Source organism: Pararhizobium sp., from assembly GCF_035497515.1.
Classification (GTDB): domain Bacteria; phylum Pseudomonadota; class Alphaproteobacteria; order Rhizobiales; family Rhizobiaceae; genus Pararhizobium.
On the sequence record NZ_DATJDJ010000169.1, the window covers coordinates 24,285 to 39,083 of the forward strand.

A 14,799-nucleotide genomic window follows, 5' to 3' on the forward strand; every position below is an offset into this window, starting at 1 on the left:
AGACCGGCCTCAACTTCTCAAAAAATGAAATCGCCCGCGTCCAAAGCGGAAAGCTTCACATTCTTCAGCAGAATGCTGTCGCCGTTCAGGCCATCGATCAGCACGTCGCTGCCGATTTGTGTCATGTGATGCTGGGTCAGGTCTTTGTAGCTGGTGATGCTGGCAAGACCGGTCAGGTCGAGCAGGTCATGGGCTGAGCCGGTGGCCGTGAAGTCGGTGATGGTGTCCTTGCCATCCCTCGTGGCGAAGACGAACTGGTCGGCGCCGCTGCCGCCGCTGAGGATGTCGGCACCGCCATGGCCCCAGATCGTATCATTGCCGGCCTTGCCGTCGATCGTGTTGGCGCCACTGTTGCCATGCAGCAGGTTGGCTTGAGCATTGCCGGTTGCCTTGATGCTGGCCGTGCCGTTCAGCGTCAGGTTCTCGATATTGGCGGCAAGGATGAACGAGACGCTGGATTTTACCAGATCGGTGCCGCCAGCCGCCGATTCCGACAGCTTGATCGTTGCGTCGCTGACCACATAGACGTCGTTGCCGGCACCGCCGGAGACGGTGCCGTTAACCTTTCCGCCGGTGCCGTCGAAATAATCATTGCCGCCGCCAAGCCGGATCGTTCCGTTGATGGTGCCGCTGTTGAAGACGGAATCGACGGCATTGCTGCCGAGAAAGGCGGTGCCGGCCGACTGGATCAGGCCATTGTTGTGCAGGCTCGACTTGGTGGCGCCGGAAAAATCCACCGTTGCCAATGTCGAGAGCGTGCCGGTAATCGTGCCGTAATTGGTAACGGTTTCGCCGGTTCCGGCGGCCTTGATGCCGCCGCCTGCGGTGATCGTCTTGTTGTTGGTGACGATCGCGTCGTCGGCCGAAACCGCAATCGCATAGGCCGAGGACTTGATCAGGCCATTGTTGGTCACCTTGCCGTCGTCGCCCAGGAGCACCAGCGCATCCTTGACGGCCTTGATCGTGCCGCTGTTGGTGACGATGGCGGCCGCCCCCTTCGCCTGGATGGCGATCCCTTTGGTGGAGGTGACCGCGCCGTCATTGGTGATCTTGACGGATGCGCCGGAGGAGACGATGGCGGTGCCATGGCCGATCGCCGTGCCGTGGTTGGTCAGCGTCGCGCTCGCGCCGGACGAGGAAATGGCGGCAGCCTTGTCAGAGCGCAACTCGCCATTGTTGGTGAGAACCACCGATGCGCCCGAGAGTTGGACGGCGTTGGCCGCCGCATGGGTCGTGCCGTGATTGGTGATGACGGAACCGGCGCCGGATGCGGATATGCCGATGGAGGCGGAGGATTCGATCAGGCCGGAATTGACCAGATGGGTCGCCTTGCCGCCGGCGGTGATCGCGGTCAGCTTCGCCGCGATCGTGCCATGGTTGGTCAGTTCGAGGCTGCCGCTGTTGACCTTGAGGCCGTATTCCTTGCCCGTCACCTGGCCGGTGCTGCTGACGACGAATTCGCTCTTGCTGTCGGCAACTGAAGCCGTGCCGAACTGGACGGCGTAGCTCGAGCCCGAGATCACCGTGCCGTTGATGTAGAAGTCGCGCGCGGTCGCAGCGCCCGTCGCGACGATGGCGGTCGCGGCGGTGCTGAGCGTCACGCCCTTGTTGAGCACGAAAATGCTGTCCGTCTGAAGCACCGATACAGGTGTCGCGCGGTTGCTGCTGATTACAATCTTTGTCGTCATCTGCTCATCATGTGCAGGAATTGTCCGTGGTCTGAAACGGTCATACGGTCAAAAGCATGAAAAGGATTGCCCATGAACAGGATTGCCCATGAACAGGATTGCGGGGGCACCGGTCGTTTGGGTCGCCACGGTAAATGGTTTCGCAATGGGTAAGACTATTGTTTGAGGCCGCGTGCAATCGCTAGTTCTAGCGAAGGCCGAAAGGGATTGAAAACCGGTTGATAGACCCCGTCACCACCATGTCCACTCCGAGACCAGTGGATACGTCGGCGTTTGCGGTGGCGATCAGCATCGGCTTTTCCGGCAGCAGTTCGCCCCTTGCCCAGATATTCTTCAATTCAATGGCGTTCACGGCCGCGACATTGACGTCGATATCGTCGAGCGTTCCGGCGACGCGGTAGGGGCAGCGGCGCTTGCCGCAATTGGCCGCGGACGAGAATTGCCAGAGTGCGTAGCGATCCCAGTTTCCCATTGGAAAGACGTTGCGGATGCCCGGCTTGTAGCGGGCATACCAGAGGGGCAGGCGCGACAGGATCGGAAAGCGATCGCGATTGGCGGCGATATGGCGCGCTGTCGAATGATTGGTGTAGAGCATCGGGTAGCGGCCGGTGCGCGCCTTGATATGCCCGGCGAAGATGCCCGCGTCCTCCAGCGACATGTATTTCTCGGCGTCGATCCCCTCGATGTCGAGCACCATCAATTCGTCGTCGCGCGGATCGGCGTAATCGAGGAAATGGTTGGCCTGGTCGATTGGATTACCGGGGCGGGCGAGATGATAGGCGCCCCAGAGCAGGCCGTTGGCGCGAGCAACGAGGCGCCGCGTCTGGTAGAGTTCGCGACTGACCGCGTATTTGCGCCACATGGTCTTGCAGTGGGCGACGGTATCGCCCCCGTGATCGCCGGTACAGGCAAAGCTCTCCGGCAGGCCGTCCGAGGCCTTCGAGACAAAGGCCGCGATCCGCCGGTCCTTCAGCATTTCGTCCCAGTCGATGATGTTCAGTTCATAGGCATCGATCACCAGCGCATGGTTGGTTGAACGCCACGGCATGAGATCGCGCGCATTGGCAGCACCCGAAAGCAACGCGACGCCGAGGAGAACGGCGAGGCGGAAAACCTTGCGCAGACGTGGTTTGCGGCACTTTTCCATCGGATGATGGTGCGGAAACATGGTTAACGGATCGTTACCGCGCCTCTCGCTAGTTCTGATGACACCGTTCATGCCGTTTGTGATTGGAACAAAAAGGCCGTTTCTCCGTTTTCATCGCATGACGATCATGTCGGATAGATGAAATGGAGGAACACCATGGGTGTTTTTGGATTAAAAGCAGCCACACTGGCGCTTTCGGCGGCTATGCTGGCAACGTCTTTCACGCCTTCGGTGGCATTCACGCAGATTCCGGTGCCGGTAACGGCCGAGCGTGCCGGCGACGTCGTGGATGTTCAGTACCGCCACCACCGTCGCGATGGCGATGACTGGCGCCGGGGCTATCACCGTCGTGGTGGTTATTCCTATTACAACGGCCATCGCGGCTATCGCTATCACCGCCACGGCTACCGTGAATATAACGGCATGTGGTTCCCTCTGGCGGCGTTCGCGACCGGCGCCATCATTGCCGGTTCTGCGGCCCAGCCGACGGTCCGTTATGGTGGCAGCCACGTCGAGTGGTGCGCAAATCGCTATCGCAGCTACCGCGCCTATGACAATACGTTCCAGCCGTACAACGGCCCGCGTCGTCAGTGCAATTCCCCGTATTGATCCCATCGGATCGAGAGTTCAAAGGGCCGGATTTCTCCGGCCCTTTTGTTGTTCAGAGAATGCCGATCCGTTTCAGGATCATCCAGGCAAACCCCATCGAAAGCACGATGAACAGGCCGGCGATCATGGTTCCATGCACGCCATCGGCAAAAGGCAGGCTTGACGTGTTCATGCCGAAAAAGCCGGTGACCAGTGTCGGCGGCAGCAGAAAGGCCGTCATCAGCGACAGGATGTAGAGGTGTCGGTTGGTCTCGGAGGAGAGCTTGCTGTCGATTTCCTCATGCAGCAAACGAGCACGCTCCTGCAGCGCGAAGACGTCGCGATCGACCGCTTCGAGCCGGTCAGACAGCCTCTCGGCGACATCAATGAAGCCTGGCGGCACCTCGTCCTCCTCGGAGGTACCTGCGCGGCGCAACAGCGCCAGCAGCGTGCGCAGATGCCGGTGCAGGCGCACGGCGGTTCGCCGCAGCGGCGCCAGCCTCGGCTGGCTGTTATGGCCCGCCTCGCCGTAGACATCGTCCTCGATGATATTGAGTTCTTCCGTCAGTTCCAGCACCAGGCTGATCAGCGTGCGCTGGAATTCCACAACCATCATTTCGAACAGGTCGATTGGCCGGCCGCAGCGGGCACTCTTCTCGACGGCGGATTTTACCCGGTCGATGCTGCGCAGCGGATGCAGGCGGGTGGTGATGATGAGCTTTTCGGTGACGGCGAAGTGCAGCCAGCCGATGGTCTTGGTCTCGGCGTCGAAAGTCCGCTCGAAATCGACCAGCGTGCCGTAGACCATGTCGTCGGATATCGTCACCGCCGCCTGCGTGTCGTGGCTCGTCAGCGTCGACAGTGCGCTTTGTGGCAAGTTGGCAATACGTTCGATCAGGGCAGGGGTGCGCGCGTCGCTGAGCGCGAGATGCAGCCAGAGCCAGCCTTCGCCTCCAAGCAGCGCATCGATCGACGAATCGGCGGCGATGCGGACGCAGCGGTTTTCCTCGGGCAGGAATCGGTAAGCCCAGACGATGCCGGGTATTTCAGTGGAGATCAGGTTCATGCGGCATGGTCCTGAGAGGAAGCCAAGCCTCGCTTTATTCAGGTTTCATGACAGTTTTGTTGCAGCGGCCGCGAATGGCATGACAGGAGCGAGCATTCAAATATTGACGTTTACGTAAAAATCAATAGTTTCTCCGCGAACGAGGAAGCCATCTCTGGACGACCAAACCCGAAAGGTGTCTTGTGGTGGCGGGGAGGAGACAAGATGTTCAAGGCACCGGTGGACGAAATTCTGTTCACGCTCAAGCATGTGGCGGGTCTCGGCGAGGATTTGGCCGAAGGTATTTATGGCGATCTCGACGCGGATCTCGTCGATGCCATCGTCGGTGAAGCCGGCCGTTTCGCCACCGAGGAGATTGCCCCGCTTGCCGAGATCGGCGACCGTCAGGGCTCGAAGCTGATCGATGACAAGGTCGTCACGCCCGATGGCTGGCGCGATCTTTACCGCAACTGGGCGGCCGGCGGCTGGAACAGCCTGACCGCGCCGGAAGAATTCGGCGGCCAGGCGCTGCCGCACATGCTGCAAATCGCCGCGATGGAACTGTGGAACGCCGGTTCGATGGCCTTCGCGCTGACGCCAATGCTGACCATGGGCGCGGTGGACGCCCTGGAAAAGCACGGCTCCGATGCGCTGAAGGCGGTGTTCCTGGCAAGGATGATTTCCGGCGAATGGACGGGAACGATGAACCTGACGGAGCCGCATGCCGGCTCCGATCTCGGCGTCCTGAAGACGCGCGCCGAGCGCCGGGACGACGGCACCTACCGGATCTTCGGCCAGAAGATATTCATCACCTTCGGCGAACACGACCTCACCGACAATATCGTCCATCTGGTCCTGGCCCGGATTTCGGGCGCGCCAGAGGGAACGCGCGGCATCTCGCTCTTTCTTGTGCCGAAATTCCTCGTCAACGGGGACGGCTCGCTCGGCGCCCACAACGATCTGTTCTGCCATTCGATCGAGCACAAGCTCGGCATCCATGCCTCGCCGACCTGCACGATGGTCTATGGCGACGGACGGTTCGGGACTGAGAAGGGGGCGATCGGTTATCTTGTCGGCGAGGAAAACAAGGGCCTCAACTGCATGTTCACGATGATGAACAATGCGCGTCTTGCCGTCGGAACGCAGGGTGTGGCCATGGCGGAGGCCGCGACCCAGCATGCGCTCGCCTATGCCCGCGAACGCACGCAGGGCAAGGCGCCGGGCTGGAAGGGCACGGGCATGAGCCCGATCATCGAGCATCCCGATATCGCCCGCACGCTTCTGACGATGAAGGCGATGACGCAAGGGGCCCGGGCCATCACTTTCGCCTGCGCCCGCGCCGTCGATCGCGCCCATGTCTCGGAGGGCGACAGCGCCCGCCACTGGCAGGAGCGTTCCAGCCTGATGACGCCGATCGCCAAATCCTTCGGGACCGATATCGGCGTCGATGTCGCGTCCATGGGCATCCAGATCCACGGCGGCATGGGCTTCATCGAAGAAACCGGGGCCGCGCGCTATCTGCGCGACGCGCGTATCGCGCCGATCTACGAAGGCACCAACGGCATCCAGGCGATCGACCTTGTCACCCGCAAGCTGCCTCTGTCCGACGGCGCCCATGTGCGTGGCTTCATCGATGAACTGAAGGCGGTCGCGGGAGATGTCACCGCCTCGAACGTCGCCGATTTCGGCGAGACCGGCAGTCGATTGAACGATGCGCTCGCTGATCTTTCGGCGGCGACCGAGTGGCTGCTTGCCTGCCTTGCGGATGGAAAATCGGCCGAGGCGCTGGCCGGCGCGACGGCCTATCAGCGGCTGTTCGGTCTGGCGCTTACCGGCGTCTATCTCGCCAGGGGCGGGCTGGTCGAGGCGGGCGACGCAGGACGCGATGCGCGTATCGCGCTTTGCCGCTTTGCCGCCGAGAATCTCTTGTCCGAAACGGCAACGCTGAAGGACCGCATCGTCAACGGCGCGGCAAGCCTTGCCGCCGCCCGCATCGCCCTTGCCTGAACCGGCCCAAGGAGAATCCCATGACCGACGACGTTCTGATCGAGCGGCCGGAAGCCTTTCCCGGCGTTGAGGTGATCCGCTTCAACCGACCGGCAAAGAAGAATGCCATCACCCGGGCGATGTACGCCAAGATGGCCAATGCGCTGACTGTCGCCGCCACCGATGATGCCGTCCGGGTCACCGCCTTCCTCGGGACCGAGGGGTGCTTCTCCGCTGGCAACGACATGGCTGATTTCATGGCATTCGCCATGGGTGGCACGATGGGCCAGGAGGTCATCGATTTCCTGCGAGCCTTGGCAGGCGCCGCCAAGCCCGTCGTCTCCGGCGTCGATGGCCTGGCGATCGGCATCGGCACCACCATCCACCTGCATTGCGACCTGACGATCGCCTCGGCCCGCTCGATCTTCAAGACGCCCTTCGTCGATCTGGCTTTGGTGCCGGAAGCGGCCTCCAGCCTGCTCGTACCCCGCATCGCCGGCCACCAACGTGCCTTTGCGCTTCTGGCCGCCGGCGAACCGTTCACTGCCGAGGAAGCGCGGGATGCCGGCCTGATCTGGAAGATCGCCGCCGCCGATGCCATCGAGGAGGAAGTGCTGGCGCTCGCCGCCAACCTCGCGAAGAAACCGCCGGAAGCGCTCAGGATCGCGCGCAACCTCATCCGCGGCGACCGCTCCGACGTGCTGGCGCGCATCGATGAAGAGGCGATGCATTTCGCCGCGCAACTGAAGAGCGTCGAGGCGCGGGCGGCTTTCGAGACGTTCATGCGGCGGTGAGGGGGGAACCGCGTACTCGCAAGTAGCCGCCAAAATACGCCTTCCGCTAACCCGCCGAAATGCCCTTTCAACCTTGCCGCCCACCCGCCGCGCTCCATATAGCGTCGCATGCGTGGAGGACTGCCGGCCTTGGGAGGGGCCGGAAAACGAAGGGTTCTTTCATGCGGTCGCATTTCAAATTCTCCTTTTCCGACATGCTCAAGCGGCAGAGGCGCTGGGAAAAGGCCCTGACGAAAGCCGTCAAGGTAACGCGAAAGGCTGTTGCTGCTGCCTCGGCGGCAGCGCCATCTCTTGTAGCGATGAAGGCAAAAACAGCGAGCAGGACGAAGACTGCGAGGCGACTGGAGGAGGTGGCGACCTTCGGCGCCAATCCCGGCCGTCTGCGCATGCTGCGCTATGTGCCGCCGGACCTGCCGAAGAAGGCACCCTTGGTCGTCGTTCTGCACGGCTGCCAGCAGACGGCAGAAGCCTATGATCGTGGCAGCGGATGGTCGACGCTGGCGCGCGAGCGTGGCTTTGCCGTCGTCTATGCCGAGCAGACCCGCTCCAACAATCCCAGCCTCTGCTTCAACTGGTTTCGCCCCAGCAATGTCACGCGGGATCGCGGCGAGGTCATGTCGATCCGCCAGATGGTCGCCAAGATGGCAACCGCCCACGGGATCGACCGAAAGCGTGTCTTCGTCACCGGGCTTTCCGCCGGCGGCGCCATGACGGCGGCGATGCTGGCGACCTATCCGGATATCTTCCGTGGCGGCGGCATCATCGCCGGACTGCCCTATGGCGCGGCGCGGGACGCGCACCGGGCGCTCGCCGCGATGAAAAGCGCGCCGGAGCATGGGACAGGGAAATGGGGCGACCTTGTCCGGCAGGCCTCTCCGGTCAGCCGGGATTTTCCGACCGTCTCCATCTGGCACGGAACGCGCGATCACACCGTCTCGCTGACAAACGCCGACGCCCTGCTGCGGCAATGGCTCGATGTCCACGGGCTGGACAGCGATGCCTTCACGCAGAGTGAGGTCGATGGGCATATCCGCAGAGTCTGGAAGGATACGTCTGGGAAGGCGCTGGTGGAGTTCTACCGGATCGAGGGCATGGGGCATGGCACGCCGCTGAAACCGAGACCGGCATCGAGGCCCCGCGCGGACACGCCCGGTCCGTTCATGCTCGACGCTGGCATTTCCTCCACCATGCATCTGGCAACGGCCTGGGGCTTGAAGAAGCCGCGACTGCTTTCAACGCTGAAGAAGGCTGCGGAATAGCCGGAAAACGCTGAAATGCCGCTTTTTTCAGGTTATTCAATTTTAACGCTGCCTTAAGTACGTCTCTATATCGTTTGCCCATTCGCAGGCCGGTTCATCGGCCGATCCTGCAGGGCCGCATGAAGCGCGCCGTCCCCGCCCGCCGTGGCATGTCCCCATTTCCGTATTCGAAGAAACAGCCCAGCGCCCCGCGCGCTCGGCCGGCGGTTTCGCATGCGGATCAGATCGACTTTCGCCCGGTGGAGGAGCCGGGTCCAACAGGGAAGCCTATTTTGTCCAAAAGATCGAACCTCATGACGCGCATCCTTGTCGCCGCGTCTCTCGTCGTCGTTGCCGCCTTTGCCGGCTTTTCCGTCTATATCGATACGCTGCAGCATGACGTGACCACACGCGCCGTCGAGGAGAACATTTCCTCCTCCGGCAAGCAGGCCGCCCAGAGCGTTGCCAACTGGCTGAATGGCCGCGTCACGCTGACTGCCATGGCAGCCACCGCCGCCGGCAATGCCGCCGATCAGACCGGTCTTGAAGGCGCCCTGAAGAACGACGTTCTCGTCAAGGAATTCATGACCACCTATGTCGGCGACGAAACCGGCAAGTTCACAATGTGGCCGGCATCGCAGATGCCCGAAGACTACGATCCGCGCCAGCGCCCCTGGTACCAGGATGCCGTCAAGGCCGATGCCAACGTGCTGACCGAGCCCTATATCGATGCTTCCAGCGGCGACCTCATCATCAGCGCCGCCGTGCCGGTGAAGAAGGACGGCAAGCTGTTCGGCGTCGCCGGCAGCGACTTCTCGCTGAAGACGCTGGTCTCGATGATCAAGCAAATCGATGTCGGCGGTGAAGGTTTCGCCTTCCTCGTCAACAAGTCCGGCCAGATCCTCGTTCATCCCGATGCCAAGCTGGTGACCAAGACGCTCGCCGACGCCTTTCCGGCCGCGACGCCGACGATCGGCTCGTCGATCACGGAAACCGAACTGGGCGGCAAGCCGATGCTCGTCAGCTTCGTGCCTGTCGCAGGCCTGCCGTCGGTCGAATGGTATGTCGGTTTCGCGGTTGATGCCGACGTCGCCTATGCGGCGATCAGCCAGTTCCGGATTGCCGCCACCATCGCCACGCTTCTTGGCGTCGGCCTGATGATCGTCTTCCTCGCGACCCTGCTCAGCCGCCTCGTCGTCCGTCCGGTGACCGATATGACGGCCGCGATGGAAAAGCTTGCCGCCGGCGACCTCAAGGCTGAAATTCCCGGCCAGGATCGTCGCGACCAGATCGGCTCGATGGCCGCCGCCGTCGCCGTCTTCCGCACAAATGCGATCGAGCGCGCCCGTCTTGAGGGTGAGGCCGAATCCGGCCGCTCGCTGTCGGAGCATGAACGTCGCGAACGCGAAGCTGTGAAGGCACGCGAAACCGCCGATATCCAGCAGGCCGTCGAAGCGCTGGCCACCGGCCTCGGCCGCCTCGCCGATGGCGATCTCGGCTACCGGATCAACGTTCCCTTCGTTGCCCATCTCGACCGCCTGCGCGCCGACTTCAACAACTCGGTCACCAAGCTGCACCACGCGTTGCAGGCTGTCGGCACCAATGCCCGCGCCATCGACGCCGGCGCCAGCGAAATCCGCCATGCCGCCGACGATCTCGCCCGCCGCACCGAACAGCAGGCGGCTTCCGTCGAGGAAACAGCGGCAGCGCTCGAGGAAATCACCACGACGGTCAAGGATAGCGCCCGCCGTGCCGAGGAAGTCGGCCAACTTGTCGCCCGCACCCGCGCCGGCGCCGAAAAGTCTGGCGAAGTCGTCCGCAATGCCGTGAACGCGATGCAAGGCATCGAGAAGTCGTCCGGTGAAATCTCGAACATCATCGGCGTCATCGACGACATCGCCTTCCAGACCAACCTGCTCGCGCTGAATGCCGGCGTGGAAGCGGCCCGCGCCGGTGACGCCGGCAAGGGATTTGCCGTCGTCGCCCAGGAAGTCCGCGAACTCGCGCAGCGCTCGGCCAATGCCGCCAAGGAAATCAAGGCGCTGATTTCGAAGTCGAGCGGCCAGGTGAAGACCGGCGTCGATCTGGTCGGCGAAACCGGCCAGTCGTTGCAAGTGATCGTCTCGGAGGTGCAGGAGATCAACAAGCATATCAGCGCGATCGTCACCGCCACCCGCGAACAGTCGACCGGCCTGCAGGAGATCAACACTGCCGTCAACACGATGGACCAGGGCACCCAGCAGAACGCTGCCATGGTCGAGGAACAGACGGCGGCCAGCCATGGTCTCGCCTCGGAAGCCGCCGCGCTGAACGACCTTCTGGCACAGTTCAAGCTCGGCGACAGCCAGTCCGCCCCGGCCTCCCGCCAGCCGAGCTACGGCCGCCGCGCCGCCTGATCGTCGGACTGTTTGTCTCTCAAGCGCCCGCGCTGGACCTCCAGTGCGGGCGTTTTCATCCGTCCCACTATTGACATTTAGTTTAACGTGGAACTATATAGTTTTATATTAAACTACTTGGGGATGAGTATGGCGACGGCGCGGCGAAAGTTCCTGCAGGTTGTTGGTGGCGGCTTTGTGCTGGCGGCTATTGGTGCAGGCGTCTGGATCTCCAGCCGCGATCCCATCGCCGCCCGCAGGCCATGGCAGGGGGCCGGCCGCGATGAAGCCGATATCCGACGCAAGGTCCTGTCCTTCGCGATCCTCGCGCCAAACCCGCACAACCGCCAGCCATGGCTGGCCGACCTCTCCGTCGATGGCGAGATCACGCTTTACTGCCAGGCTGATCGCCGCCTGCCGCAGACGGATCCTTTCAACCGCCAGATCACCATCGGCCTCGGCTGTTTCCTCGAACTTCTGGCGCAGGCGGCGGCTGAGGACGGTTATCGCGCCGACATCTCCCTGTTCCCGAAAGGTGAACCGCAACCTCTGCTGGATGATCGTCCGGTCGCGCATGTCCGGCTGGTTTGGGATGAGGCGGTGGCGCCGGATTCCCTGTTTGCGCATGTCCTGACGCGTCGATCGAACAAGGAGCCCTATGCGCTCGACCGGCCGGTCGATAGCGGCGCGCTCGGCCGCATCGCTGCCGCCGCCCGCATATCGACCACCGGCCATACCAATGATCCATCGCAAGTCGAAACACTCCGCCGGATCGCCTGGGAGGCGAATCGGACGGAACTCGACACGCCGCATGCGCTGAAGGAAAGCATCGATCTCATCCGTATCGGACGGGCCGAAATCGAGGCCAATCCGGATGGTATCGATCTTTCCGGGCCGTTCCTGGAGGGGCTGTCGCTTGCCGGACTGTTGCCGCGCGCCGAAATGATCGATGCCGCATCGCCGACCTTTCAGCGCCAGATCCCGATCCTGAAGGAGCCTTTCGATACGGCCATGGCCTTTCTCTGGCTGAAAACGAACGGAAACAGCCGCGCAGACCAGATCGCGGCTGGGCGGGACTATGTGCGGCTCAATCTGGCGGCGACCGCTCAAGGCGTGTCCATGCATCCGTTCAGCCAGGCGCTGCAGGAATTCGCGGAAATGCGGCCGCATTTTGCCGCCATGCGCGCGGCGCTGGCGATCGGCGAAGGCGAAACGCTTCAAATGTTCGTGCGTCTCGGCTATGGTCCGGCCATCAAGGGCGCACCCCGCTGGCCCTTGGAAAACCGGATCAGGAGTGCATGAGGGCCACCGAGAGCGATCTTCAGACACTGTTCCGGTTTTTCAACGAGATCGGCATCGTCGCGCAGCTGTCTGCGACGGCCTTCGAGAAAGTCATGCCGCCGGGCATGACACTGCCGCAATTCGTCGTGCTCAATCACCTGTCCCGGCTTGGCGATGGCCGTACGCCGCTGTCGATCGCGCAGGCGGTCCAAGTCACCAAGGGGGCGATGACCAATACGCTCGGCCACCTTGAGGGTAAGGGCCTGATCACCCTTGCGCCAGATCCGCACGATGGCCGCTCCAAGCGGGTGTTCATGACGCAGGACGGTCAGGCCGCGCGGCTTGCGGCGATCGAGGCACTGGGTCCGGAATTAAGCGGTGTCGCCGGCGAAATCGTGCTGTCTGATATCGCCGACGTGCTTCCCGTTCTGGAAAATCTCCGCAAGGTGCTCGACGCGCGGCGCAATCCGAAGATCTGAGATCAAGGGCGTCGCGGCCTATTTTTCCAGCGTCGCCACGACTTCCACATGCGAGGACCAGAGGAACTGGTCGATCGGCGTCACCGAGGTGATGCGATAGCCGGCATCGACGAGGATGCGCAGGTCGCGCACCAGCGTCCCCGGATTGCAGGAAACGGCGACGATCTTCTTCACGCCGGAGCGGGCGATTTCCTTGGTCTGTACTTCGGCGCCGGCCCGCGGCGGATCGAAAACGATGGCGTCATAGACTTTGAGCTCGGAGGCCATCATCGGCCGGCGGAACAGGTCGCGCCTTTCCACCGTCACCGGCTTCAGCCCTTGCGTGTTGCGCGCGGAAAAATCGAGCGCCTTCAGTGGCTTTTCCTCGCTCTCGACCGCATGCACCTTGGCCTTGCGGGCGATGCGCAGGGAAAACGTGCCGGAGCCGGCAAACAGGTCGATGACGCGCTTGGCCTTGCCGAGATGGGCGATCACCAGTTCGACCATCGCCTCTTCGGCGGGCTTCGTTGCCTGCGTAAAACTGCCGGGCGGAGGCGAGACGGAAACGCCGCCGAAGTCGATCACGGGCTTGACCGGCTCGACCAGGATTTCGCCGTTCAGGCTGAGACGGGCAATGCCCTTGAGGCCGAGCACGGTGTCGACGGCCATGCGTCGCTGCCGGTCGTCCATCTGCTTGATGCCGTCGAACGACAGATCGAGGCCCGGCAGGGTTTCCAGCACCGTGACGCGGAAGGGTTCGGCACCGACGGCCATCGCATTGGCGATCGTCCGGATCATTGCAAGCCGCGACACGATGCCGGGGCTTGCGATGGGACATTCGGAAATCGAGACGATGTGATGGCTTTCGGCCTGGTTGTAACCGAGAAGCAGGTCTTTTTCGGTGCGGCGCGCGGTGAACACGGTTCGGCGGCGTTCGCCCGGCTGGGCAAGGATGAGAGGCGCGACATCGGCCTGCAAGCCCTTGGATTTCAGTGCGTCCAGAACCAACTGGCGCTTGAAGTCCTGATAGAGGCTGTCGCTGGCATGCTGCAGCGTGCATCCGCCGCAGGTGCCGTTTTCCCCATCCGGTCCGAAATGCCGGCATTTCGGCTCGACGCGCTCGGGCGAGAGTTCCGACATGGACATGACGGTGCCCCGGTCCCGGTTGACCGCCAGCGCCGCGGTCTCGCCGGGCAGGGTGAAGGACACGTAGACAGGCCCGAACGGGCCGCGCGCGATGCCGTCACCGGACTGGCCGAGCCGCTCGATGGTCAGGGTTTCCATGCTCATTCGCCGTCGTCCCCGGTCGCGTCCTCGTCGATCGGCTTGCGTCCGGCGAGCAGATATTCCTGGTTGCCATCACCGCCGGCAATGGGCGAGGGGATGAGGCCGAGGCTGACCCAGCCCATATCCTCGACCAGCCAGCGCTCCAGCTCGGCCGCCACCGCCGGTGCTGTTTCCGGCTCCTTGAGCAATCCAGCCTTGCTGATCGCCTCGCGGCCCGCTTCGAACTGTGGCTTGACGAGCAGGATGCAATGGGCACCGGGCTCGGCGAGATCGAGTGCCGGCGGCAGAGCCAGCTTCAGCGAGATGAACGAGACGTCGGAGACGACGAAGCCGATTTCCCGGCCGTCCAGATGGTCCTCGTCCAGCACGCGCGCATTCAGGCCCTCGATATTGGTAACGCGGGGATCGGCCTCCAGCCGGGGGTGGAACTGGCCGTGGCCGACATCGATCGAAATGACATGTTCAGCATCGTTGTGCAGCAGCACTTCGGTGAAGCCGCCGGTCGAGGCGCCGATATCGAGGCAGTCGAGGCCAGCAGGCGACAATCCGAAATGTTCGAGGCCCGCCTTCAGCTTCAGCGCCGCGCGCGACACATAGGGCTGGACCGGATCGTCGATCGCGATCGTCACGTCCTCGGGAAAGGTCGAGCTTGCCTTGGTGACGACACGGCCGTTGACGGTGACGGTACCGCGCTGGATCGCGTCGCGGGCGCGCGAACGGCTGGCGACAAGCCCCAGGTTCAGAAGCAACTGGTCGAGGCGGACGGTGGTTTTCGGTTCGTTTGACATGGGTTCTCATGGCGCGTCGAAGCCCGGCTTGCAAGCACTTTGCCGATTTCCCGCCAAATAATGCGCCGCCGCGGGCTCCTGGATGCCGCAAGCCGTCGGAGCAACGTCCATTGTTCGCTCGTCG

12 protein-coding genes are annotated in these 14,799 nt (G+C 62.9%); 7 read left to right on the forward strand and 5 right to left on the reverse strand.

Features of this window, described 5'->3' with window-relative positions; all coding sequences use genetic code 11:
* Positions 1-17: 17 nt before the first annotated feature.
* Both VL202_RS17195 and VL202_RS17200 read right to left on the reverse strand, forming a co-directional pair.
* Positions 18-1,688, reverse strand: coding sequence for a hypothetical protein (locus VL202_RS17195; RefSeq protein WP_325465308.1), 1,671 nt, complete (start codon positions 1,686-1,688; stop codon positions 18-20).
* Positions 1,689-1,875: 187 nt separating this feature from the next.
* A complete protein-coding gene (locus VL202_RS17200) occupies positions 1,876-2,835 on the reverse strand; it encodes a glycoside hydrolase family 25 protein (protein WP_414692887.1) in 960 nt (319 codons plus the stop codon).
* A 156-nt stretch (positions 2,836-2,991) separates the two neighbouring features.
* On the opposite strand from VL202_RS17200, the gene VL202_RS17205 reads away from it, so the two are divergent.
* Positions 2,992-3,444 carry a BA14K family protein gene (locus VL202_RS17205; protein ID WP_325465310.1) on the forward strand — a complete coding sequence of 151 codons (453 nt, stop codon included), beginning with the start codon at positions 2,992-2,994 and terminating at the stop codon, positions 3,442-3,444.
* Between the two features lie 52 nt (positions 3,445-3,496).
* Here the strand turns inward: VL202_RS17205 and VL202_RS17210 are convergent, their stop codons facing one another.
* Entirely contained in the window at positions 3,497-4,489 is a 993-nt protein-coding gene (locus VL202_RS17210; RefSeq protein WP_325465311.1) for a transporter, read from the reverse strand.
* A 204-nt stretch (positions 4,490-4,693) separates the two neighbouring features.
* On the opposite strand from VL202_RS17210, the gene VL202_RS17215 reads away from it, so the two are divergent.
* The 6 genes from VL202_RS17215 to VL202_RS17240 all read left to right on the forward strand — a co-directional run bounded on the left by VL202_RS17215 (position 4,694) and on the right by VL202_RS17240 (position 12,621).
* Positions 4,694-6,475, forward strand: a complete 1,782-nt coding sequence (locus VL202_RS17215; protein WP_325465312.1) for an acyl-CoA dehydrogenase — start codon at positions 4,694-4,696, stop codon at positions 6,473-6,475.
* A gap of 20 nt (positions 6,476-6,495) precedes the next feature.
* A complete protein-coding gene (locus VL202_RS17220) occupies positions 6,496-7,248 on the forward strand; it encodes a crotonase/enoyl-CoA hydratase family protein (RefSeq protein WP_325465313.1) in 753 nt (250 codons plus the stop codon).
* 161 nt (positions 7,249-7,409) lie between these two features.
* Positions 7,410-8,507 (forward strand): PHB depolymerase family esterase, encoded by a 1,098-nt coding sequence (locus VL202_RS17225; RefSeq protein WP_325465314.1) that lies wholly within the window; start codon positions 7,410-7,412, stop codon positions 8,505-8,507.
* Positions 8,508-8,800: 293 nt separating this feature from the next.
* Positions 8,801-10,882 carry a methyl-accepting chemotaxis protein McpU gene (gene mcpU, locus VL202_RS17230; protein ID WP_325465315.1) on the forward strand — a complete coding sequence of 694 codons (2,082 nt, stop codon included), beginning with the start codon at positions 8,801-8,803 and terminating at the stop codon, positions 10,880-10,882.
* A 129-nt stretch (positions 10,883-11,011) separates the two neighbouring features.
* Positions 11,012-12,163, forward strand: coding sequence for an Acg family FMN-binding oxidoreductase (locus tag VL202_RS17235; protein ID WP_325465316.1), 1,152 nt, complete (start codon positions 11,012-11,014; stop codon positions 12,161-12,163).
* Positions 12,160-12,621, forward strand: coding sequence for a MarR family winged helix-turn-helix transcriptional regulator (locus VL202_RS17240; RefSeq protein ID WP_325465317.1), 462 nt, complete (start codon positions 12,160-12,162; stop codon positions 12,619-12,621). The genes VL202_RS17235 and VL202_RS17240 overlap by 4 nt, the downstream gene beginning before the upstream one ends.
* Before the next feature lie 18 nt (positions 12,622-12,639).
* Here VL202_RS17240 and VL202_RS17245 read toward each other — a convergent pair whose 3' ends face one another.
* Positions 12,640-13,890, reverse strand: coding sequence for a class I SAM-dependent RNA methyltransferase (locus tag VL202_RS17245; protein WP_325465318.1), 1,251 nt, complete (start codon positions 13,888-13,890; stop codon positions 12,640-12,642).
* Positions 13,887-14,675 carry a TlyA family RNA methyltransferase gene (locus VL202_RS17250; protein WP_325465319.1) on the reverse strand — a complete coding sequence of 263 codons (789 nt, stop codon included), beginning with the start codon at positions 14,673-14,675 and terminating at the stop codon, positions 13,887-13,889. Before VL202_RS17250 ends, VL202_RS17245 begins: the two co-directional genes overlap by 4 nt.
* Positions 14,676-14,799 lie beyond the last annotated feature (124 nt).